13 protein-coding genes are annotated in these 24,140 nt (G+C 70.4%); 10 read left to right on the top strand and 3 right to left on the bottom strand.

Going from position 1 to position 24,140, the window contains the following annotated elements:
* Window positions 1–131 precede the first annotated feature (131 nt).
* Window positions 132–1,460, bottom strand: coding sequence for an MFS transporter (locus tag QHF85_RS40740; protein WP_281332835.1), 1,329 nt, complete (start codon window positions 1,458–1,460; stop codon window positions 132–134).
* 138 nt (window positions 1,461–1,598) lie between these two features.
* Between QHF85_RS40740 and QHF85_RS40745 the strand changes: the two genes are divergently transcribed.
* The 6 genes from QHF85_RS40745 (at window position 1,599) to QHF85_RS40770 (ending at window position 15,383) form a co-directional block, all read left to right on the top strand.
* On the top strand, window positions 1,599–4,358 hold the full coding sequence (locus QHF85_RS40745) for a CHAT domain-containing protein (protein WP_281332836.1): 2,760 nt from the start codon (window positions 1,599–1,601) through the stop codon (window positions 4,356–4,358).
* A 74-nt stretch (window positions 4,359–4,432) separates the two neighbouring features.
* Complete coding sequence (locus QHF85_RS40750; protein WP_281332837.1) at window positions 4,433–4,729, top strand: hypothetical protein; 297 nt, start codon at window positions 4,433–4,435, stop codon at window positions 4,727–4,729.
* A gap of 507 nt (window positions 4,730–5,236) precedes the next feature.
* Window positions 5,237–7,942: an FG-GAP-like repeat-containing protein gene (locus QHF85_RS40755; protein WP_281332838.1), complete on the top strand. Its 2,706-nt coding sequence runs from the start codon at window positions 5,237–5,239 to the stop codon at window positions 7,940–7,942.
* A 285-nt stretch (window positions 7,943–8,227) separates the two neighbouring features.
* Window positions 8,228–8,560 carry a protease inhibitor I42 family protein gene (locus QHF85_RS40760; protein ID WP_281332839.1) on the top strand — a complete coding sequence of 111 codons (333 nt, stop codon included), beginning with the start codon at window positions 8,228–8,230 and terminating at the stop codon, window positions 8,558–8,560.
* A 367-nt stretch (window positions 8,561–8,927) separates the two neighbouring features.
* Complete coding sequence (locus QHF85_RS40765; protein ID WP_281332840.1) at window positions 8,928–14,492, top strand: AAA family ATPase; 5,565 nt, start codon at window positions 8,928–8,930, stop codon at window positions 14,490–14,492.
* 90 nt (window positions 14,493–14,582) lie between these two features.
* Window positions 14,583–15,383 (top strand): alpha/beta hydrolase, encoded by an 801-nt coding sequence (locus tag QHF85_RS40770; protein WP_281332841.1) that lies wholly within the window; start codon window positions 14,583–14,585, stop codon window positions 15,381–15,383.
* A gap of 152 nt (window positions 15,384–15,535) precedes the next feature.
* On the opposite strand, the gene QHF85_RS40775 is transcribed toward QHF85_RS40770, so the two are convergent.
* On the bottom strand, window positions 15,536–19,096 hold the full coding sequence (locus QHF85_RS40775) for a serine/threonine-protein kinase (RefSeq protein ID WP_281332842.1): 3,561 nt from the start codon (window positions 19,094–19,096) through the stop codon (window positions 15,536–15,538).
* 82 nt (window positions 19,097–19,178) lie between these two features.
* Here QHF85_RS40775 and QHF85_RS40780 point away from each other — a divergent pair, with 82 nt between their 5' ends.
* From QHF85_RS40780 to QHF85_RS40795, 4 genes are all read left to right on the top strand, one after another.
* Window positions 19,179–20,609 (top strand): sigma 54-interacting transcriptional regulator, encoded by a 1,431-nt coding sequence (locus tag QHF85_RS40780; RefSeq protein WP_281332843.1) that lies wholly within the window; start codon window positions 19,179–19,181, stop codon window positions 20,607–20,609.
* Window positions 20,610–20,713: 104 nt separating this feature from the next.
* Window positions 20,714–21,994: a trypsin-like serine protease gene (locus QHF85_RS40785; protein WP_281332844.1), complete on the top strand. Its 1,281-nt coding sequence runs from the start codon at window positions 20,714–20,716 to the stop codon at window positions 21,992–21,994.
* Window positions 21,995–22,064: 70 nt separating this feature from the next.
* Complete coding sequence (locus QHF85_RS40790) at window positions 22,065–22,565, top strand: hypothetical protein (protein WP_281332845.1); 501 nt, start codon at window positions 22,065–22,067, stop codon at window positions 22,563–22,565.
* 99 nt (window positions 22,566–22,664) lie between these two features.
* Entirely contained in the window at window positions 22,665–23,057 is a 393-nt protein-coding gene (locus QHF85_RS40795) for a VOC family protein (RefSeq protein ID WP_281332846.1), read from the top strand.
* Between the two features lie 10 nt (window positions 23,058–23,067).
* On the opposite strand, the gene QHF85_RS40800 is transcribed toward QHF85_RS40795, so the two are convergent.
* Complete coding sequence (locus QHF85_RS40800) at window positions 23,068–24,030, bottom strand: macrolide 2'-phosphotransferase (RefSeq protein WP_281332847.1); 963 nt, start codon at window positions 24,028–24,030, stop codon at window positions 23,068–23,070.
* Between the last annotated feature and the right edge of the window lie 110 nt (window positions 24,031–24,140).

Genomic DNA, 24,140 nt, shown 5'->3' on the forward strand with positions numbered 1-24,140 from the left:
CTTGAAAAACTTTCCCCGCATCGACTGCGCTTCGCGCAGTCGATGCCCAGAGGTCCAGGGCTGGCCCTGGTCCGGGTCGAGGGGCGGATAGCCCCCGCGGGGCCCGGGGCAGAGCCCCGGCGCGGCGCCCCTCAGGCGACCCGGGGCTTTGGCTCGGCCTCGTCGGGTGCGTGGCGTTCGATGTTCCGGCGGAAGACGAGCATGCAGACGGGGGCTGCGATCGTCATGAGGCCGATGACGAGCCACATGGGCTGCGAGCTTCGCGGGCCGCTCGGCGGGCAATAGACGCTGAGCAGGTATCCGCTGAGGAAACCTACGAAAGGTTTGGCGAGGAACAGGGGGATCTCCGAGAGGCCCATGTAGCTCGCTTCGCGCCCGGGTGGCGCGATCGTTGCTGTGTACTCGTAGAGCCGCGGGGACCAGAGTGCTTCGCCGATCGAGAGCAGGACGATGAAGACCACGCTTGCGGCTATGGTCGTCGAGATGGCCATCGCGAGCACCGAGAAGGCTGTGATCGTCGCGCCGATCGTGATCACGGGATAGGGCGGGTATTTGCGCGTGAGCGCTGTCGCCACCGGCGTGAGGACGATGATCATCGCGGGGTTGATCGACCAGTAATATGCGAACGGGAAATCCTGGCCGAACTCGCGGAGCGCGTACTTCGGCCAGGTCAGATGCGCGTGCTGGAGGACGAGGCGGACGAACGTCAGGAGCGCGATGAAGCCGAGGAAGACCCAGAAGGCTGGCTCGCGCAGCACGTCGCGGGCGATTGCGAGCGGGTTCTTCGTGGGCTTGTCCGAGGACGAGGCGGGCTTGGCCTCGCGCATGGTGAGCGCGAGGATGACGTTGATGCAGGAGGCGACGAATCCGACGAGGAAGACCATCTGGCTCGACGAGAACGTGAACCCGGCGATCGTCGCGCCGCCCTTGAACCACTTGCGGAATTCGGTGATGAGCGGCCCCTGGGCGAGGGAGCCGACGTTCATGAGCACGTAATAAAAGGAGAATGCGAACGAGACCGTCGCGGGGGTCGTGTAGCTGCGCACGGCTGCGTTCATCGTGGGCTTCATGCAGGCGATGCCCCAGACGGACGCGGCGAGTGCCGCGTAAATCGTCATCTTGTCGCCTGCGAATGCGAGCATGCCCCGGCCGATGGCGGTCGAGAGCGCTGCGATCAGGAGCGCCCGCCGGATCCCGAGCCCGTCGGCGATGAAGCCTGCGAGGAACACGACGAGGCTGATGACCGTGAGCCAGGTGCCTGCGACGGAGCCGGCGGCGGTATCGGAGAAGCCGTGGTCGTCCGACAAGAAAATCACGAGCAGGGACCAGATGGCGAAATACGCGACGGACTCGAGGAGCTTCATCGCGTACACGGTCCAGAGCTCGCGCGGGGAGGAGACGAGGGCGCGCAGATCGGCGGAGAGGGGGCGATCGGCGGGCGCTCCGGGAGGGGCTGCCATGGGCGAACGATACACGCGGCGCTGCTGGGATCCACGGGGATCGGCGCTCGGGCCGTGATGCGGGGGCGCTGGGCCCGCAGTTGACAGAAGGCCGATCGCTCCCGTATACAGCGTTCGTTTTTTCTTCGGCTGATCCCGATGCGCGCTCCCCGACCCAGGCTCCGCCGGCACCTCGTGCGCATCGGGCTCCTCGCAGCCCTCGCAGGGGCCTTCGTCGTCCCGATGAGCCCGGCTGCGCGCGCCGACGAGCCCGCCCCGGAGGACGAGGGCGGGGCGTCTCTTTACAGGCAGCTCTTGCAGCTCCTCGAGGCGGGCCGGTATCCCGAGGCCGCGCGCCTGGCCGAGCGCGCGGCGAAGCTTCTCGAAGATGCCCCGGACGACAACGGCCATTTGCCCTTTTTGATTGGCACCACGTTCACGCTGTACGGTGATTACGCGCGGGCCGAGCCGATCTTCGTGCGCCTCCTCGGCGCGCAGGATCCTCGCGAGCCGAATCCCGCGGTGTACGAATCGCTCGGGCGCATTCGCCTCGCGCTCGGCGATGTGGAGGGCGCCGCGCCGCTCCTCCAGCGCGCCCTCGCGATTGCGGAGGAGCGCTTCAGCAGGGAGTCGCCGTATGCCATCGGCGCCGTCGAAGCGCTCGCGGCGCTGCATCGCCGTCGGGGCGAGCGAAGGCGCGCCGAGGAGCTTTTGCGCGACCTCGAATCACGCGTCCGCGTCGCGTCGAGCATTTCGCGGGATGTCCTCGGCTTGCCCGCGCTCCGGCGGGGCGAGCTCGCGCTCGATCGGGGGGAGCCGGAGGTCGCCGAGCCGCTCTTGAAAGCGGCGCTCGCGGGGGCGGAAGAATCCCTGGAGGAAAACCACATCCAGCGCGCGCCGTATCTCCACGCGAGGGGGCTCCTCCTCGGCCGACGCGGGGATTTCGCGGCCGCGGAGGCCGAGCTCGGACGCGCGCTCGTTTTGCGGGAAGCCGTCCTGCTCCCGGACCACCCCGATATCGCGCGCACCTTGCGCGACCTCGGCGATATGTACGTCGCCGAGGGCCGCATCGAGGACGCCGTGCGCGTGCGGGCGCGCGCGGCCGACCTCGCGGACCACGCCGCGCGCGTGCACCTCGCTCGTGGCTCCGAGGAACAGAAACGCGCCCATGCCGCGCTGCTCCAGGAGGATACCGACGCGCTCGTCTCGCTGCATGTCCAGGTCGCTCCGAAGAATCGCGCGGCCGCGCGCCTCGCGCTCACCGGGATCCTCCGGCGCAAGGGAATCGTCCTCGACGCGGTGGCCGGCAGCCTCTCTGCCTTGCGGCAATCGCTCGATCCCGCAGGGCGCGCGCTCTTCGACGAGCGCGCCCAGGTCGACGCGCGCCTGTCCGCCGCCGTCTCCCGGGGGCCGATCGACGTCCCGCCCGCGGAGCACCTCGCCGAGCTCGAAGCCCTGGAGCGACGCCGCCGCGACCTCGACGCGCGCCTTTCGGCCCTGCCGCGCGCCGCGCCCGACGCCGGCGCGGACGCGCTCCTTTCGCTGGAGGACGTGCAACGAGCCATTCCCGCGGGCGCCGCGCTCGTCGAGCTCGTCGTCTATCGCCCGTACGATCCTTCCGGTCCGCCCGTTCGCCCCACGTGGGGCGCGCCGCGCCTCGCCGCGTACGTGCTGCGCCGCGAGGGCGAAATCGCGTCGGTCGATCTCGGCAATGCCGAGGGCATCGAGGAGGTCGCCGCGGGGCTCTTGCGGGATCTCGCGACCCCCCGTCGGGATCCACGCCCCGCCGCGCGGTACCTCGATTCCCTGGTGACGGAGCCGCTCCGCGGCCTGCTCGGCGATACCCACTGGATCCTGCTCAGCCCCGACGGCGCCTTGAACCTCGTGCCCTTCGCCGCGCTCGTCGACGCGCAGGGCACGTCGCTCGTCCGCCATACGTCGTTCACGTACCTGACGAGTGGTCGCGAGCTGATACGCCTGGCCAAACCTCCGAGCGAGGCCCGCGAGGCGCCGCTCGTCGTCGTCGATCCGGCGTTCGGGGCCCGCGGCGAGGGCGCGGCGAGCGGGGCGGGGCGGGGCGCGCGGTCCGCGGACATGACGCGGATGCGGTTTTCGCCTTTGCCGGCGACGCGGAGCGAGGGGGCTGCGGTGAAACGAATGCTGCCCGGCGCGAGGCTGCTCGAGGGGACCGCGGCGACGGAGGAGGCGCTCCTGGCCGCGCGGGGGCCGCTCGTGTTGCATGTCGCGACGCACGGGTTTTTCCTTCCGGATCAGCACGCCGCGGGGGAGCGGGACGAGGGCCAGCGGGGAGGGGAGCGCGCGGCGTTCGCCTCCGAAAACCCACTTTTGCGGGCCGGGCTCGCGCTGTTCGGCGCGAATGGCAGGCGCAGCGTCACGGACGCCGCCGACGGCGTGCTCACGGCGCTCGAAATCTCGGGCCTCGATCTCCGCGGCACGCGCCTCGTCGTGCTCTCGGCGTGTGAAACGGGCGTGGGCGAGGCCTTGCGCGGCGAGGGGGTCTTCGGGTTGCGCCGGGCGCTCGCCATGGCGGGCGCCGAGACCCAGGTGATGAGCCTGTGGCAGGTCGACGACGAGGCCACGAGCGAGCTCATGACGGCCTATTATGCGGGCCTCGCCGCCGGCGGAGGGCGGAGCGAAGCCTTGCGCGCGGCGCAGCTCGCCGTGCGCGAAAAACATTCGCACCCTTATTACTGGGCGAGCTTCATCGTCTCCGGCAATGGCGCCGCGCTCGACGGTCGCAGGGCGCCGCCTCACTTCGAGATCGCGCGCGGGCCGCGTGGGTGCGCTTGCGGGGCCGCCGGGGCGCCCTCCGAAGGGGGGACGAGCCTCGTCGCGCTCGCCGCGGGCGCCCTGGCCCTCGCGGGGCGGCGGAGGCGCCGCGCATGGCACGTTCATTGAAAGGGCCTCGGGGCAGATCGCGACTCGCTCCCGAGGCAACACCGTTCGAGGGTCGCTCGAGATTGGAGATTGTCATGCATCATCCTGGATTGGCCGCTATCCGTCCGCTCGTTCTGGGCCTCGCCGCCGCGCTCCTCGTGGCGTGTGGTGGCGCGCAGCAGCCCCCCGCGGAGCCCGGCGCCGAGGCGGCGTCCGCCGAGGTCACGTGCACGACGCCCGAGGTCACGGATCCGAACACGCCGCCCGCGTGCCCGAACCCCGAGCAGTGCGAGTGGAGCGCGGAGAACAAGAAGTGCCAGCCGAAGCGCGGCGTCATCATGGAGGACGCGAGGCCGAAGCCGCCGCCGCCTCCGCCGCCGCCCGAGAGCTGAGCCGCGCGCCCCGATCGCCGGTCGCACACCGGGGGGGCGGCTTTGGGGCGTCCCCAAAGAGCCCTCCGACCGGCGGGACCTGTCTTTGGGGCGTCCCCAAAGAGCCCTCCGACCGGCGGGACCTGTCTTTGGGGCGTCCCCAAAGAGCCCTCCGACCGGCGGGACCTGTCTTTGGGGCGTCCCCAAAGAGCCCTCCGACCGGCGGGACCTGTCTTTGGGGCGTCCCCAAAGAGCACTCCGACCGGCGGGACCTGGCTTTGGGGCCTCCCCATGACCGATCCCGCCTGCTCGGACCTGGCTTTGGGGCCTCCCCATGACCGATCCCGCCTGCTCGGACCTGGCTTCGGGTCCTCGCCGCCCCATTCCACGAGGTTGGGCGCGGCGGATCGAAAAACGCAAAGCTGATCAAAAAACGCAAAAAAAACACGTGGCAGCGCAGGATCCGGCTCTCCCCATGGCGACGGCTCTGGCAAGCGCTCCTACGCTTCGGCTAGGATGCGTCCGCCAATGACATACTCTTCCATGAACGCATCGACGTTGAAGGTGCTTGGGCGGCTCGGCTGCTGGGCCCTCGGCTTCGGGGTGATGCTCGGGTCGATGGGGTGCGAGATCATCGCCCGCGTCGATCGCAGCGAGATCGACCAAGGGAGCAGCGGCCCGAGCGCGGTGTGCGGCGACGGCGCCCTCGCCGGGCCGGAGGCCTGCGACGACGGCAACGAGGCGAGCGAAGATGGCTGCTCCAGCGACTGCAAGGTCGAGAGCGGCTGGACCTGCTCCGGGCAGCCCAGCACGTGCACGAACGCCGACGACTGCACCCCCAACCCGTGCGAGAACGGCGGCACCTGCACCGACGGCGTCGACGGCTACACGTGCGCGTGCGCGCCGGGCTTCACCGGGGCGAACTGCGAGACGAACGTCGACGACTGCACCCCGAACCCGTGCCAGAACGGCGGCACTTGCACCGACGGCGTCGACGGTTACACGTGCGCGTGCGCGCCCGGCTTCACCGGGGCGAGCTGCGAGACGAACGTCGACGACTGCACCCCGAACCCGTGCCAGAACGGCGGCACCTGCACCGACGGCGTCGACAGCTACACGTGCGCGTGCGCGCCCGGCTTCACCGGGGCGAGCTGCGAGACGAACGTCGACGACTGCACCCCGAACCCGTGCCAGAACGGCGGCACCTGCACCGACGGCGTGGACAGCTACACGTGCCAGTGCGCGCCCGGCTTCACCGGGACGAACTGCGAGACGGCCGTCGACGACTGCGCACCCAACCCGTGCCTGAACGGCGGCAGCTGCACCGACGAGGTCGACGGCTACACGTGCCAGTGCGCGCCCGGCTTCACGGGGACGAACTGCGAGACGAACGTCGACGACTGCACCCCGAACCCGTGCCAGAACGGCGGCACCTGCGCCGACGGCGTCAACAGCTACACGTGCCAGTGCGCGTCGGGCTTCACCGGGACGAACTGCGAGACGAACGTCGACGAGTGCAACCCCAACCCGTGCCTGAACGGCGGCACCTGCGCCGACGGCGTCGGCGGCTACACGTGCCAGTGCGCGCCCGGCTTCACCGGGACGATGTGCGATATCAACATCGACGAGTGCGCCTCCGACCCGTGCCTGAACGGCGGGACGTGCACCGACGGCGTCAACAGCTACACGTGCCAGTGCGCGCCCGGCTTCACCGGGACGAATTGCGACATCAACATCGACGAGTGCGCCCCGAGCCCGTGCCAGAACGGCGGGACGTGCACGGACGGCATCAACAGCTACACGTGCCAGTGCGCGCCCGGCTTCACCGGGACGAATTGCGACATCAACATCGACGAGTGCGCCCCGAACCCGTGCCAGAACGGCGGGACGTGCACCGACGGCATCAACAGCTACACGTGCCAGTGCGCGCCCACCTACGAGGGGACGAACTGCGAGTCCTGCGCCGGTAGCCTCGCGGACTGCAACGGGCTTTCGGCCGACGGCTGCGAGGTGAACCTCCAGAGCGACGCCGACCACTGCAACGCGTGCAACCTCGCGTGCACGACGGGCGACATCTGCTCGAATGGCGCCTGCCAGACGCCGCCCTCCGGCCAGGTGCCCGGCACGCCGATCGACGTCCCGGCGATGCACACCCCGCTGGCTCCGGCGGTCGCCGACGTGAACGGCGACGGCAAGCTCGACATCCTGGTGGCGAACGGCGAATCCGGCTCGACGGCGAGCCCCTCCGGCTCGGTCTCCGTTTTCATCGGGAACGGCGACGGAACCGTCCAGGCCGAGGTCAATTACGCAGGCGCGTCGCTCTCCAGCAACGCGGTCGTGGCGGTCGACGTGGACGGCGACGGGTGGCTCGACGCCGTCACCGTCGACGGCCAGACCAACCTGTCCGCGACCAACGGGAACATCAGCGTCTACCGCAACCTGGGCGCGAGCGCGCCCGGGACGTTCGGCACGCTGACGAGCTTCACCACCGGCGCCCCGGGCTCCTTGCACCTCTGCGCCGGGGACTTCGACGGCGATGGGCACGTCGACGTCGCGACCACCAGCGTGACCTCGAACCAGGTGAGCGTGATGTTCGGCACCGGCACGGGCAGCTTCGACGCGCCCGTGCTCATCAGCATCCCCGCCACCGGCGGCGTGCAGTCGACCATCGCCTGCCGTGACCTGACCGGCGACAACCGCCCGGAAATCGTGGTGACGAGCCCGAGCAGCGCGCGCCTGTCGATCCTCGTCAACCAGGGCGACGGCTCGTTCGCGGCCCCGGTCTCCTACACGAACGCGCTGAACGGCCAGACGGCGGGCATTGCCTTCGGCGACGCCGACGGCGATGGCAAGCTCGACATCCTCGCGAACGGCGCGGCCGGCGCGTACCTCTACTTCTTCAAGGGGAACGGCGACGGCACCGTCGCGAGCGGCGTGCAGTCCGGCACGGGGGCCAGCGCGGTCGCCAACTCGGCGCTGGGCGTCGTGGCCAGCGACTTCAACGGCGACGGCAAGCTCGACGCCTACATCCTGGTCACCGCCGCCTCGGGCGGCGTCCGCCCGATGACAGGCAATGGAAGCGGTTCCTTCACCGCAGGCGCCGTCGTCTCGACCGGCGCCTCGCCCGGCCTCAATGCCATTGCCGTCTCGGACCTGGATGGCGATGGGTACGACGATCTCATCCTGACGAACAAGGGCTCCGCCACGCTCACCGTGATCCCCAACGGGCTCTGATGGGCTGCCGTGTCCCCCGCTGCACGTAGCTGAAAAACGATCCGCGGAAGGGGCGATGGGGATGTTTGCTGCTCTGGGCACGCGTTCCCATCGCCCCCTCGGCGAGCGCTTTTCAGCGGTCGAGCTCCGCCTTAGATGAAAAGAGCAGGCCTTTCCGGAGGCAGCTCGCTGCGACAGCGAAGGGGGAGTTCCATGAAAAAGATAGGCTCGTTTCCCATCGTCGTTGCTCTTGTCTCAGCCCTTGTCAGCCTTTGGCCGACGAGAGCGCAGGCACGCGAGGTCGTCGTGACCGACGCCGATCGTGGCCACGAGGTGACCCTGCGGAGGGGAGATACGCTGGTCGTGCGCGTGCAATCGAATCCCAGCACGGGGACTTCGTGGTACACGGTCCTTGCGCCCGGTTCCATCGTCAAGGCGTCCGGACATCGGTATAGCGCGGGGCCTTGCCCCCACGGCGCGGTGGGCTGCGGAGGCGTGGAGGAATTTCGCTTCGCTCCCGCGATGAACGTGACCACCAGCCAAGCGGCCGAGTGGCTCCGGCTGCTCTATCTCAGGCCGTTCGAACCTGGGATCGAGGGAGCCACGCTCTGGCAGGTCCATGTCACCCTCGTGCCCTGAACCGACGGGTGAGCCACCCGCCCGAGCGTAGAGACAAGGGAAGCTGGGGAACCGAGCCCATGTCCGCTCGGCGTGCCTCGGCGCCGAGAAGGCGGCGTCCTCGCGTCCGCAATCGATGCCCGAGTCAGAGCCGCTCGACGCCCTCCGGCGATTCCTCGATGAGACCCCTGGCCGCCCACGGGTGCGCCGAGCGTCCGGACCCCAGGGCGGCATTCGGAGTTTCATGACGACCTCACGCGCCTGCACACCCAAGCGTCGCACGAGCTCTGCACGGGCCAAACTCCGCCGGTGCCAAGTCACCCCCTCTGGGATATAAAAGGAGTTGGTCGTGTGCGTCGCCTTGTCGGGCGAGCGAGCAAGGTTTTCGATGATCGTCGGGAGAGGCTACGCGCTCCGCGAAAAGATCGAGGAAACCGCCGATTTCACCCTGTACCGCGCGTGCCGCGAGGGCGACGGCGTCCCGGTCTTGCTGAAAATCTTGCGCGCGGAAAGATCGACCGGCGCCGAGGTCGCGCGCTTCAAGCACCAGTACGAGCGCATCGCGCGCCTCGCCTCGCCTCGCCTCGTCGCGCTGCGCGGCGTCGAGGCGCTCGCCGGCTCCTTGATCGTCGTCCTCGAGGACTTCCCGGGCAGCGATCTCGCGCGGCTTCTCGCCGCGCGCCCGTCACGCAGGATGCCGGTCGATGAGGCGCTCGATCTCGCGGCCGCGCTCGCCGAAGGTCTCGCCGTGGTGCACGCGGCCGGGCTCGTCCACCGCGATCTGCGCCCGCAGAACGTGCTCGTCGGCGCGCACGGCGGGGTCAAGATCAATGGCTTCGGCGTCGATGCCGAGATCACCCACGCGCACGAACGGCTCTATGCGCCGGCGGTCATCGCCGACGTGCTGCCCTACGTCTCCCCCGAGCAGACAGGCCGCATGAACCGCGGCGTCGACTACCGGACCGACCTCTACGCGCTCGGCGTCATCCTCTACCAGATGCTCACGGGTCAACGCCCCTTCGAGGCCCTGGACCCGATGGAGCTCATTCACGCGCACCTCGCCCTCGCGCCCGCGCCCCCGTCCCGCGTCGATCCGACCATCCCCGAGGCCGTGTCCGACGTCGTGCTCAAGCTGCTCGCGAAGAACGCCGAGGACCGTTACCAGAGCGCCGAGGGCCTGCTCGCCGACCTCGAGCGCTGCCGCGAGGCCCTGCGCGGCACGGGGACGATCGAGCCCTTCGTCGCGGGCCAGCGCGATCGTCAGGACCTCTTCCGGATCCACCAGAAGCTCTACGGCCGCGCGCATGACATCGAGGCGCTCACCGCCGCATTCGAGCGCGCGCTCGATGGCAGCCGCGAGATCGTCCTCGTCTCCGGCTACTCGGGGATCGGGAAGTCCTCGCTCGTGCACGAGATCTTGAAGCCACTCGCGCGGCAGAAGGGTTATTTCACGAGCGGCAAATACGACCAATACAACCGCGACGCGCCCTACAGCGCGGTGATCCAGGCGTTCGACGGCCTCGTGCGGCAGATTCTCACCGAGAGCGAGGCGCGCATCCTCCGCTTTCGGAGCGCGCTCCTCGAGGCGCTCGGGCCGAATGCGCAGGTCGTCTGCGACGTCATCCCGTCGCTCTCCCATGTGCTCGGCCCGCAGCCGCCCGTCCCGGCGCTCGGCCCGATCGAGGCGCAGAACCGCCTGAACCGGTGCTTCTTGCTGTTCGTCTCGGTGTTCGCGCGGCCCACGCACCCGCTCGTCCTGTTCCTCGACGATCTGCAGTGGATCGACCCCGCGAGCCTCGTGCTGCTCCGCGTGCTCCTCGCCGACGACTCGCTCGATGCGCTCTTCTTTTGCGGTGCCTACCGTGACAACGAGGTATCGCCCGGGCACCCGTTCGTCCTGGCGATCGAGGAGCTCCAGCAAGCCGGGCTCGTCGTGCGCAACATCGTCCTCGCCCCGCTCGCGCGCCCGCACCTGATCGAGATGCTTTCGGATAGCCTCAAGCGCGACGATTGCGGGCCGCTCGCCGATGCGGTGCTGAAGAAGACCGGCGGCAACCCGTTCTTCGTCAAGGAATTCGTCCGGTCGCTGCACGACCACGGCGTCCTCGCGTACGCAGCCGGATCAGGCTGGCGCTGGGACCTCGCCGCGATCGACGCGCTCGGGTACACGGACAACGTCGTCGACCTCATGGTGCGCACCATCGCGCGCCTGCCGCCGGCGACGGTGAAGGCGCTCAACCTCGCCGCGGCGATCGGCAACCGGTTCGACCTCGACGTGCTCGCCGCGGTGAACGCGTGCTCGCCGGAAGACGCGTACGCCCGCCTCGATCCCGCCGTGAGCGAGGGGCTCGTGATCGCCGGGCGCGGCCGCTACCGCTTCGCCCATGACAAGGTCCAGGAGGGCGCCTATGCGATGATCCCGGAGGCGGACCGGCCCGCCTTTCACCTCCGGATCGGTCGGCTGCTCGCGGACAAGCTGGACCTCTCCGAGAGCCAGAACCTCTTCGACGTCGTCGGCCACCTGAACAGCGCGGGCGACCTCGTGTCGGACCCCGCGGAGCGGCTTTCCCTCGCCCGCATGAGCCTCGATGCCGCCTGCCGCGCCGAGGACGCAGCCGCCTTCGGCGCCGGCCTGCGCTACCTGCAGCTTGGCCTCCTGCGCCTTCCGGAGGACGCCTGGACGTCGCAGTACCCGCTCCGCCTCAGGTACGCGATGAAGATCGGCCTCATGCTCTCGCTCTGCGGCCGGCACGATGACGCCCTGGCCATCCTCTCCGATTGCCTGGAGCGGGCCGCGAGCCGGCTCGATCGCACCGAGGTGCTGCGGCTCAAGATGAGCGTGCAGGTGCTCAAGCACGACCTGCCCGCCGCACTCGCGGAGGGTCTCGCAGCCCTGCGCCCGTTCGGGCTCGATCTGCCCACGTTCCCCGATGACGCCATGGTCGACACCCAGTTCCGGGCGACGATGGATCTCGTGCGGGAAAAGACGCTCGAAGCGCTGCCAGACCTGCCGCCGCTCGAGGACCCGGAGCTCTGCGCCATGCGGGACGTGCTCCAGGAGATCTTCCTCCCCTGCTGGTTCTTGAGCCCCAACAACCTCGGCATCACGCTCGCGAAGCTCGTCGAGAGCACGCTGCGCCACGGGCTGTCGAAGCACGCGATCTTTGGCTGCATCCAATTCGGGGCGGTCCTCTGCGGCCGTGGCGACATCGAGCTCGGCTACCGCTTCGGCCGCGCTGCCATCGACCTTTCGGAGCGCTACCCGGACAAGAAGTCCGAGGCAGTGCTCCACGACATGTGGGGCGCCTTCGTGCAGCACTGGAGAGAAGGCTATGCCGTCTGCAAGAATTCGTTGCTCGCGGGGATGCACGTCGGGCTCGAGACGGGCCAGTACATCTGGGCGTTCTACAGCTCGACGAATGCCATGACGAACAGCCTCCTGCGCGGCCTGCCGCTCGCCGACCTCCTCGCCGAGGCGCAGAGCTACCAGCCGATACGGAAGCTCGACAGGTTCAACGCCATCACCTGGATGATCGCCGCGGTCGGACAGATCGCGCACCAGCTCTCGGTCGAGACAGCGCGCCCGGCCAAGCTCGAGGGCGCGTGGGTCGATATCGACGAGGTGATCGAGGAGGCCCGCCGGATCGATAGCCAGGGCACGCTCTTCTTCGCCAGCTTCTACGTCGTCGTCCACGACGTCTTCCAGGGCGCGTTCGAGGATGCGGCGCGCACCGCGCTCTCGCTGAACGTGGAGATTCCGGCCGTCACGAGCTGGCACGGCAACCCCGCGTACCATGGTTATGCCGGCGTCGCGCTCACGCAGGCGGCAGACGCGGTCTCCCCGGACGAGCGCGCGGTCTTCCTCGCCCGAGCAGAGATCTTCGCGGAAAAGCTCTCGTGCTGGGCGCAGTTCTGCCCCGAGAACCTGGCGCACAGGAGCGCCCTGCTCGGCGCCGAGCTCGCGCGCGTCCGCGGCGACACGCTCGCCGCGTGGAATCGCTACGACGAGGCGATCGCCCTCGCGCAGCGCGGCGGCTACCTCCACGACGAGGCGCTCGCCAACGAGCTCGCCGGCCTCTCCTTCCACGCTCTCGGCAAGACCACCGTCGCCCGCGCCTACCTCACCGAGGCGCACAGGGCCTACCGCCGATGGGGCGCGACGGAGGCGATGCGGCGCCTCGAGCGCTCCTACCCCGACCTCGTCCCCAGCGAGATCCTCCGCGGCGCGAGGGGCTCGGAGGCCGCAGCGCCCGCCTCCGCCGCGCTCGACATCGGCTCGGTGCTCAAGGCTTCCCAGGCCATCTCGGGCGAGATCGTCCTCGACCGCCTGCTCGACGCGCTCATGCGCATCCTGGTCGAGAACGCCGGCGCGCGGCGCGGCGTCCTCCTGCTCCTGCGTGACGGGCGGCTCGTCGTCGAGGCCGAGCACCGCACCGGCGAGGCGGCCGTCCACGTGCTCGGCGCGGCGCCCCTCGAGGGCCGCGAGGACCTGCCGGCCAGCGTCGTCACGTACGTGGCGCGGACGCGCGAGACCGTCCTGCTCGACGACCTCGTGATCGACGGGCCGTTCGGGCGTGATCCCTGCTTCGCCGGCGGTGCGCCGCGCTCCTCGCTCGCCGCGCCCCTCGTCTACAAGGGCCGCCTCGCCGGCGTGATCTATCTCGAAAACGACCTCACCCGCTCTGCCTTCACCCCTGAGCACGTCGAGGTGATCCGGCTCCTCTCGGCCCAGGCGGCCAACTCCATCGAGAATGCGCGCCTCTATGCGGATCTGCAGCAGGAGAACGCGGAGCGACGGCGCGCCGAGGAGGTGCTCCGCCATTCCTACTCGCTCCTCGAGGCCACGCTCGAATCGACGGCGGACGGCATCCTCGTCGTCGACGCCGAGCAGCGCGTCGTGCGTCAGAATCACAGGTTCGCGGCGATGTGGAGCATCCCGGACGAGGTCCTCTCCACCGGGTCGGACGACACGTTCCGTACGTTCGTCTGCGACCAGCTCCTCGATCCCGATGCGTTCCTGCAAAGGATCCGCGCGCTCTATGCCTCGCCCGAGGAGTCGAGCTTCGATGTCATCCCGTTTTCGGACGGGCGCGTCTTCGAGCGTTATTCGCAGCCCCAGCGCCTCGGCGGGCGCGTGGTCGGGCGGGTCTGGAGCTTCCGCGACATCACCGCGCGTGTGCGCGCCGAGCAGCAGCGCGATCAGCTCCTCCTGGACGAGCGGCGCGCGCGCACGGCAGCGGAGGCGGCCGTGCAGCTGCGGGACGAGTTCCTTTCGATTGCCTCGCACGAGCTCCGCACCCCGCTCACCAGCCTGCAGCTCGCCATTCAATCGCTGGGGCAAAGGCTCGCGCGGGGCATGGACGTCGAGCGCGTGCAATCCGCGGTCGCCCTCTCGGGCCGCCAGGTCAAGCGCCTCGCCGACCTCGTCGATATGCTCCTCGACGTCTCCCGGATCCAGGCGGGGAGGCTCGAGCTGCACACGACGCCCGTCGAGCTGCGCGCGCTCGTCGACGAGGTCGTCGTCCACCTCGGCGATCTGATTGCGCGGTCAGGCAGCACGCTCGCCGTGCGCGCGGAGCAGCCGATCATCGGCCGATGGGATCCGCACCGTCTGGAGCAGGTCGTGACCAACCTCCTCACCAACGCGATCAAGTTCGGGGAACGCCAGCCGATCGACATCGCCATCACCCGGGAAGATGGGGTCGCGCGGCTCTCGGTGACGGACCGCGGGATCGGGATCCCGGCCGAAGTGCAGGCGCAGCTCTTCCAACGATTTCGCCGCGGCGTCTCGTCGAACCATTACGGGGGGCTCGGGCTCGGCCTCTACATCACCCGCACCATCGTCGAGGCGCACGGCGGCCGCGTTTGCGTGTCGAGCGAGGTCGGCCGGGGCTCGACCTTCTGCGTCGAGCTGCCGCTCTCGACCGAGTGCGGGGGGGATGTGTCGTCGTAGCGCTTTGCCTTGACCGGCATCGTGGCCACGTCATGCCCCCGAGTCAGGGTTTTACTTGACGCGCCGACTGCGGCAGGCAGAGACAGTCCCATGGCGACCTGGACCCGTGAAATCTGCGAAACGAACGGCATCCACATCCACTACCTCCGAACAGGAGGCGCCAAGGATCCCGTCGTTTTGCTTCATGGATTGATGGGGAGCGGCGCCTGCTGGACGCCCCTGGCGCGGGCGCTCGAAGGTGAATTCGACGTCATCATGCCCGACGCCAGAGGGCACGGCGATTCGAGCGCGCCGCACCACGGATACCGGTACGACGATCACGCGAGCGACGTCGTAGGCCTGCTTCGCGGCCTTTCGCTCTCTCGTCCGGTTCTGCTTGGCCATTCGATGGGCGGAATGACCGCCGCGGTGGTGGCGCGTCGAGGGGCGGGGCTCCTCCGCGGCCTCATCCTGGTCGACCCGACGTTCTTGAGCCCCGAGCGCCAACGCGAGGTGCACGAGAGCGACGTCGCCGATCAACACCGCCAGGCCCTCGGCTTCCAGAAGTCGGACCTCGTTGCGCAGGCCCGAGCCCGACACCCGCGTCGCTCGCCCGAGCTCATCGAGCTTCAAGCCGAGGCGAGATTGAAGACCCACATGGGCGCGTTCGACGTTCTCACGCCGCCCAACCCCGACTATCGCGACGTGGTGCGCGCGATTGAGGTCCCGAGCTTGCTCGTCCTGGGTGACAAGAGCCCCGTCGTCACGCTCGAGATGGGAGCCGAGCTGCGGCGTCTCAACCCACGCGTACGAATCGAACAGGTAAAGGACGCCGGCCACGGCCTTCCGTTCGAACAACCCGAGCGCCTGGGAGAGGTGGTCCTGTCGTTCTTGCGTGAGCTGCCTTCTTGACGGACGCCCCCTCCGCCTGGACGGACGAAGCGTCGATGTCCAGCAGAGACAGACGCGGAGGCGGAGACGTCACCACCCGGGGACACTGTCATCAACCGGCGACAGCTCATCCAGGCGCTGTCCACGGGTGACGACAGCACGACACCAAGCGATTACGACAGCGTCCCGCCCCCGTCGCCCGCCAGCCCGAGCCACGCCTCGGCCTCCCGCAAAAGCTTTCGCGGCAAAGAGCCGAGCGGCAGCTCCGCCGCGCGCCCCTCCTCCACCACCTTCGCGAGCTCCGCCCGCCCAAGCTCGCCTCGTTGCGCGCGCCGCAACACCTCCCAGAGCTTCGCGCAGTGCGTGAGGCTCCGATCGTGGTGCTTCTCGGCCACCACGCGCGCCGTCCGCGCGTCCTCCAGCGCGTCGGACATCCGGCCCATCGCCCTCAGGATCTCCGCGCGTCGCAGCAGCGTCAGCGCACGGCTGCGGGTCCCTCGTTCGCGCTGGAGCGCGTCCGCCTCGTTCGCGTTCTCCAGCGCCGCCACGAGCTCGCCGACCTCCATCAGCGCCGCCGCGCGGAGCGACAACGCCGTCGCACGCAGCACGGGATCTTCCGCTTCCCGTGCGAGATCCGCCGTGCGCGCCGCCGTCTCGGCCGCCTCCCGGGCCCGGCCCTCGCGCAGCAGCATCACCGAAAGGTTCTGCAGGAAGAGCCGCACCTGGCCCCGCATGCCTCGCTCGTCCGCGCGCGAGAGGAGCTGACGGAGCCGCTCGATCGCGGCGTCGATGCGCCCCGTCTCGGCTTCGAGCACCGCCAGATCCCCCCCGATGTGCACCTCGTGCCACGCCGATTCCGTCGACGCGGCGATCGCCACCGCGCGCCGCAGATCCTGCTCGCCGAGGACCAGATCCCGCGGCGCGAGCGCGTAACACAGCTCGAATCGACGCACCCGCGCCGCGAGCTCCACCGCCGGCCCCGCGCCCGCGGCGAGCTCCACCGCCTCGGTCACGACCGCCATCGCGTGCTCCGGCAGGAGCACCCCCGCCACCGCGAGGCGCGCCTCGCAGCGGAGCCGCAGATCCCCGAACGCGTCCGCGTCCGCGACGAGCGTCGCGTCCTCCACGCCGCTCTCCCGGAGCCCGCGCGCCACTTCGAGCCGCGAGATGCGTCGCCCCAGGTCGAACCGGCGCGCCTCCGCGGTGTCCGCCGCGAGGATCGGCAGCCGAGCGAGCCGCTGCTTCGCCTCCTCGAACTTGCGGCCGCGGATGAGCATCCGGATCGCTTCGAACGCGAGCCGCGCCTGCGTCTCCGCGTCGTCCGTGATGGCCGCGAGCCTGTCGCCGAACGCCGCGGCCTCTTCGAAAAGCCCCGCCGCGCCCGCCTTGTCCATGGCGCGGCCGAGCCAGACGCGCGCCTCCGCGAGCGCGCCGAGGCGCTCGTACCCCGTCGCCAGGAACGCCGCGTCGGCCTGCGCCGGCGCGCCCTCGGCCATGCCGTCGAGCAGCGCCCGGTGGAGCCGGTGAAACCACGGGCGCGGCCGCAGCAGGTTGAGCGCCGCCTGGCGCACCATCTCCTGCGCGAAGACGTACTCCTGCCGCTCGCCGCGCGCCGTCAGGATCCCCGCGCCGACGAGCGCCTCGAGCGCTTCCTCCGCGCGATCCGCGTCGCCGGCCACCCGGAGCGCGAGATCCACGCCGAGCCCGCCGCCGGCGAGCGCAACCGCCGCGAGCACGCGCAAGAGCGTACGCTCGGCGTCGCTGCCGGGCGGGAGACACGCGGCGAGGCGCGCCTCCAGGAGATCGGCCACGCCCGGCACGTCGCCTCGCAGGATCTGCTCGCCCGCCGCGCGGTAGACGCCGTCCTGCCAGACCATGGCGCCGCCCTCGCGCCACGCGACGAGCGCGTGCACGAGGTAAAACGGCACGCCCGCGGCCCCCGCGACCACGGCCCGCTCGACCTCCTTCGCGATGGGACAAACGCCCTGCGCGAGGCGCGCCGCGGCCGCGGGGTCGAGCGGAGCGAGCGAGACGTACGTGAGCCCGGGGCTCGTCCGCGCCCGCGCCTCGCCGAGGAGCTTGCGCAAAGGCGCGCCCGCGACGGGATCCGGGCGCGCGGCGACGGCCACGAGCAGCCGCCCCGGCGCGCCCGCCGCCGCGCGATGCACGAGCAGGCGGACGACCTCGCGCGTCGGCGTGTCGCTCCACTGGAGGTCGTCCACGAGCACGAGGAGCGGCGCCGAGGCGCTCACCCGCACGAGGGCGTCCTCGATCGCCTCGACGGCCTGCGAGAGCTCGTCCGGGCCCGGAACGAGCCCCGGCGAGAAGGCCTGCGCGAGGGCGCGCGCGAGCGGCTCGAACGACGGCGCGATCTCGGGCGGGAGATCCTCGACGGCGCGGCGGAACGGATAGAGGGGGCTGCGCTGCTCGGGCGGGCAATGGATCCGTAGGATGCGCGCGTCCGCGAAGGTCCAGCGCTCGGCCGCGGCGTCGAGGAGCCGGCTGCGCCCGATGCCCTGCGGCCCCGCGAACACGACGACCTGGCAGCGGCCTTGTTTCGCCGCGTCGGCGGCGCGAGCGAGCGCCTGGAGCGCGTCGTCCCGACCGACGAGCGGAGGGCGCGTCTCGGGCACGGGCGCGGCCTTGCGATCGGGCGCGGAGACCGGCGCGGGCCTGCGAAGGGACAGCGGCGAGACCGACGCGGGCGGCAGGGCGGGATCGAGCCGCGCGAGGAGGCGCTCGATCTCGCGCGCCACCCACTCGGCGTGGCGAGGTCGGAGCAGCGGATCGAGCGCGAGCAGGCGATCGACGAGGAGCGTGAGATCGGCCGTCACCACGCTCCGCGAAGGGACGCACGTCGCAAGGGAAGGCGCGGGCCCCTCGGGCATGGGCGTCTCGTGCGGGAGGCGGCCCGTGACGAGCTGGAACATGGTCACGCCGAGCGAGTAGAGATCACTTGCGGGCGTCGGGAGCTGCGAGAGGCACTCGGGCGCGAGGTAGCCGAGCGTGCCCGCGACGCGAAGGCCCGGGCGGCCTCCGAGGGCCGGCCCTGCCGCCACGATCGGCGAGGCCGTCACGGTCAGGGTCTGCGTGTGCGTGCCCGGGCCTTGCGCGGCGGGCGCGTGCGGCGGCTCGGCGCGGCTCGTATCCGCCGCGGCCATCTCCGCCGCGGTCGCGGGCACGGCGGACGCGAGCTCTGGATCCACCGCGATCCCGAAGTCGATGAGCTTGTAGCCGGAGGGCCCGCGCACGATGTTCCCGGGCTTCACGTCGCGGTGCACGAGCCCCGCCGCGTGCACGGCCGCGAGCGCCCAGGACACGGCCCGCGCGGCTTCCAGCACGCTGCGCTCGTCGAGCCGCCCCTGCGCGCCGGCGAGCGCGTCGAGGCTCGCGCCTGCGACGTGCTCCATCACGAGGCCGATGCGCGCCGAGGCGTCGTCGCAGAGCAGCGCGTAGAACCGCACCACGTTCGGGTGCTCGACACGACAGAGGGCGCGCGCCTCCTCGACGATGTCGTCGCGCCACCGGCTCACGTCGTGGCCCCGCGCGGCGGCCGCGTCGAATGCGAACAGCTTGATCGCCACGTGGCGCAGGAGCTTGCCGTCGTACCGCTCTTCCGCGAGGAAGACCGGGGCGAACCCGCCCTTCCCGAGCTGCTGCACGAGAAGGTACGGCCCGATCTGCGACGTCGCTCCGGGCGGAAGACGCAGAGCGCTGGACGAGCTCGGAGGCATGCGGCGCGGGGATGATAGCGCGGCGTCGCGGGCGCGCTGGGGTCGTCTTGACGAGCTTTCGGGATCTGCGACGATGCGCGGGATGACGCGGGCGGAGGAGCCTGGGTGCACGTTGTCCGATGTCGCGGACAACGCCGTGCTTTTGCCGGCGCTCCGGGTCCGCGTGACCGCGCCCGACGGCACGCTGCACGAGGCCCCGCTCGGGATGGAGACGCTCGTCGTCGGCACGAGCCCCGAGTGTGAGCTCGTGGTGTCGGATCCGCGCGTCTCGCGCCGGCACTGCGAGCTTCGCCTCACGCGGAAGGGCGTCGTGCTGCGCGACCTCGGCAGCAAGAACGGCACGCTCATCGGTGATCTCGCGGTGATGGAGGTCCTGCTCCCGCTCGGCGCTGTCGTCACGCTCGCCGGGTCGCGCCTCTCGACGCACCTCGCGGGCGCGCCTTCGATCGTGCCCTTGTCGCCCTCCACGCGGTTCGGCGAGGCGATCGGCGAGAGCTTGCCCATGCGCGCCCTCTTCGCCGCGCTCGAGCGCGCCGCGGCGTCGCCGGAGACGGTGCTCCTGCTCGGCGAGTCGGGCACGGGCAAGGAGGTCCTGGCGCGCGCGATCCACGCGGCGAGCCCACGCAAGGACGGCCCGTTCGTGGTCTTCGACTGCAGCGCCGTCGCGCCGAGCTTGATCGAGGCCGAGCTCTTCGGACATGCGCGCGGGGCCTTCACGGGCGCCGTCTCCGCGCACGCGGGCCTGCTCGAACAGGCCGATCGGGGGACGCTCTTCATCGACGAGCTCGGCGAGCTGCCCCTGGATTTGCAGCCGAAGCTGCTCCGCGCGCTCGAGGCGCGGCAGGTGCGGCGCGTGGGCGCGACCGAGTGGCGGCCCTTCGACGCGCGCGTCGTGGCGGCGACGCACCGCGATCTGCGCGCGCGTGTCGCCGAGAAGTCGTTCCGCGAGGACCTCTACTACCGGCTCGCGGTCGTCGAGGTGAACATCCCGCCGCTGCGCGAGCGCAAGGACGACATCCCCGCGCTCGTCGAGCGCTTCCTCGCGGCGCAGACGCCGAAGCGCACGCTCGCCGATCTGCCGCCGCACGCGATGTCGCTGCTCCTCGCGCACGACTGGCCCGGCAACGTCCGGGAGCTCCGCAACATGGTGGCGCGCCTCTGCCTCTTCCCGGACTTCGCGGTGTCGGCGCTCGGCGCCTCGGCGCAGAAGCCGCCCGCGGCCGCGGCCCCGCTGCCCGAGCCCGCGCCGGAGCCCGTCGCCGCTCTGCCTGCGACCGCGACGCACGAGGCGCCGGCGGGGGAGGCCGACGAAGGCGATCTCGGCGCGCTGCTCGGCCTGCCGCTGCTTGCCGCGCGCGAGATGGTGCTGGAGCGCTTCGAGCGGCAGTACCTCGCGACGAAGCTCCGCGAGCACGGGGGCAACATCTCGCGCACCGCCGAGGCGATCGCCGTCTCGCGACAGTTCCTTCACAAGCTCGTGGACCGCTACGGGCTTCGAAGCTCCGCGCGTTAGCCCCGGACCACGCGCGGAGACCGGGCTTGGCACGGTTCGCGCAATGGCTCCCCGCGCTACCGGACGACAATCGAGTCGCCGTCCGGACGAGGGAGCCAATTGTCATGACACACCAACGAAGCCAGAGGCCCGCGCCCTTCGGCATGCGCGGAGCGACGCTCATGGCGCTCGCGCTCACCGCCGCCCTGGGCAGCGGATGTGCCGAGGGCGATCTGCCCGATGTGAACGAAGAGGCGACGGCGGAGTCCGAGGACGCCATCAAGAATGGCACGGTCTGGGATCCGTGGTCGCAGAGCACGCAGACCTGGACGCGCAACGTCGTCCGATTGCCCGGCTGCACGGGCACGCTGATGAACCGCGAGTGGGTGCTCACGGCCAGCCATTGCTTTCCGAATGGCCCGGGCACCGATCCGTCGACCCTGTGGGCGAGCCTGCGCCTCGACGACGGCAGCACGGTGACGTCCGTCGGCGTCGAGCTGCTCTTCCACCCGCAATATGCCGCGGGCGTGGACGTCGCGCTCCTCCGCCTCGCCACGCCGATCGATCCGGGCGTCGCGTCGCTGCCGCTTTACACGGGCACCACGGCGTCGCTGATCGGCGACACCGTGTTCTGCGCGGGGTATGGCGCGATCGACACCGGCGGGGCGTGCTCCGACACGATGCCTTGCCCCTCCGGCCAGTTTTGCCAGTGGGGCGTCTGCATGACGCCGTCGGACGGCAACCTGCGGACCGCGTCGTTCAGCATCATCCAGGACCCGGTCGATCCGGTCATGTGGTACCGGTTCCAGGTCCCGAATGCGCTCGGTCAGCTCGAGCTGCCGGGGGACTCGGGTTCGTCCTGCTGGAACGGCTCCGGCTTGACGGGCGTGATGAAGGCGGGCAACTCGACGAATTACAACCGCCAGACGAGCGCCGAGGCGTTTCGTGACTGGGTGAACGGCGTCGTCAACCCGACCCTGGTCAAGCAGGTGAACCAGGCGGGCACGTATTGCCGGCCGGTGGGCAGCGCGCTGGTCGATTACGGCAGCGACGGCGAGGCCTTCAATTCGAGCGTGTTCTCGGGGCAGGTGGTATGCCCCATGCAACGTCCCGGGGATGACGGATATCCGAACGTGGTCGACGTTCCGCGGCTCTTCGTGGTCGATCGCCACGCGAGCCAGGACGTGTGCTGCAAGCTCCAGTCGAAGAACCCCTCGGGGACGCTCGTCGAGACGACGACGGTCTGCTCGAGCGGCGCGAGCGCGGATTCCCAGACGCTCGTGCTCCCGTCGCTGTACGACCCGTACACGTGGAGCCAGTTCAGCCTGAATTGCACGGTCCCGGGGAGCGCCGCGCTCGGCCTCTCGGGCATTCAGGGGTACCGGCCGCGCCTCTCGATGCGCTGAGCGCCGAGCGGCCCGAAAGAAACCGAAGATTTAAAACGTAGATTTGATTCGAAAGCGAAGGACGAAAGCCATGATGAACAAGAAGCACTCCCCCCTCAAGGGTCTCCCCATCCTCGTCGGAGGGCTCCTCTACGCTGGCGTCGCGCTCGCGGCCTCGACCCAGAACGCGCCCGGCTCGGCTTGCATCGCCACGAGCGGCTCGGCCCTCTCGGTGCGCGCCGACGGCGAGGCCGAGAATACGTCCGGCTCGCTCGTCACGGCCATCTGCCCGACCGAGCGCCCGATCGGCACCGGCGTCACGACCACGAACCTCAGCGGCACCGTATTCGTCGTCGATCAGAACGCCGGGGCGAACGTGTGTTGCCGGGCGGTCTCGAAGAACCCGAGCGGCGCGAAGACGAATGGCGCGTGGTCGTGCTCGACCGGCTCCTCCGCGAGCTACCAGACCTTGAACGTCGCGTCGATCACGGACACGTTCACGTTCAGCTCGTTTTATCTCGAGTGCCAGGTGCCGGCCATCAGCGGCGGCAATGCCTCGCGCATCCAGATGTACCGCGCGATTCAGGACTGAGCGCGCCGCGCGCGGCCCGGTGGGGTTTCGCTCGCCCTGCCGGGCCGCGGCACGGAGAACCGTCTTGCCCGCGCGGCGCCGGCCGCCCTACACTGGGGCATGCGAATGAACCAGGTCACGGTGCCGGCCACGGACCTCGGCGCCTCGATTGCCTTCTACCAGGCGCTCGGCTTGCGCCTGATCGTGCGCGCCGACCACTACGCGCGCTTCGAATGCCCCGACGCGGCCGGCGGCGAGCCGGCCACGTTCTCGCTGCACCTGCAGGACGCGCCGCCCGGCAAGGATGGCGTGGTCGTGTATTTCGAGGAGGAGGATCTCGACGCGACGGTGGATCGCCTCGCGAAAGCCGGCCTCACCTTCGACGTGCTCCCCACGGATCAGCGCTGGCTCTGGCGCGAGGCGTACGTCACGGATCCGGCGGGCAATCGGGTTTGTCTCTATCGGGCAGGGGAGGCGAGGCGCTTTCCGCCCTGGCGATTGAAGGATTCTTGATCGGCGGGCGTCATCCGCTTTCGTTCTCGATCGTCGCGAGCATCGTCCGGGCGAACTCGATCACGCCATCATTCCCTGTGGTGAGCCCCCACTTCGCCCCGAGCGCGGGGAACGCCGCCCAGCGCTCGGCCGCGTGGGCGGCGAGCCCGCTCCACGTCCTGCCTCCAGCCGCCTCGAAACGCTGGATGCACGTTTCGAGCGCGGCCTTGCCGAACGTGCCGACGAAGAGCGCGAAATCGATCGACGGATCCCCGAGGTGGGCCTCGGTCCAATCGAGGATCCCCGTCAAACGACCTTCCTCGTCGAGCAGCATGTGGCCCGCGTGGAGATCCCCGTGCACGAGGGCGAGGTGACCCGGCCAGATCGCGTCGTTCGCGAGCCAGCGTTGCCACCGTGCCCAGACCACGTCGGACGGCGCGAGCACGCCGCGCGTGTCATCCATCGCGCGGGCAATCTCGGCGCGCGTCTCGTCGACCGATTTCGTGGGTACGCCCGCCGCCTCGATCGCGCTTGTGCTCACCTTCTGCAATGCCGCGAGGGCATCGGCGAACGATTCGATGAACACGGCCGCGGGCGCGGCCGGATCGATACGATTCCACACGACGCCGGCCGTGGGATCCACGGTGACGGCGGGGACGCCGCCAAGGCGCGGGTAGGCGATCACCTGATCGGTGAACACGCGCCAATGCGGCACGGCGACGGGCAGGTGCGCGCGCACGAGGTCGAGGACGCGCACTTCGACGCGCGCGGATGCCACGACGGCCATGCGCCGCGGCGTCCGCACGACCCACGGCACGCCTTCCTCGTCGTGAACGTGCACCACGAGGAAATCGAGCCCACTCCGATCGAAATCGGCCATTTCGGTCGTGATGCGGAGCCCCGCGCGGCGCGCGGCCGCGAGGAGCGCGGGGGCAGAATCGATCGGCTCGAAGGACGAGAGAGACGCGGACGAGAGATCGCTACGTTCAGTCATGAAAAACTCCTCTTCGGCGCCCCGAAGGCGCATACGGAAGGGGAAGACGCGTGACGCGTCGTCTCACGACCGACCCGGCGGATGTGGCCTCTTTTCATTGGGCTGCCAGG

It is taken from the genome of Polyangium sp. 6x1 (assembly GCF_029946515.1).
In the GTDB taxonomy this organism is placed as follows: Bacteria; Myxococcota_A; Polyangia; order Polyangiales; family Polyangiaceae; genus Polyangium.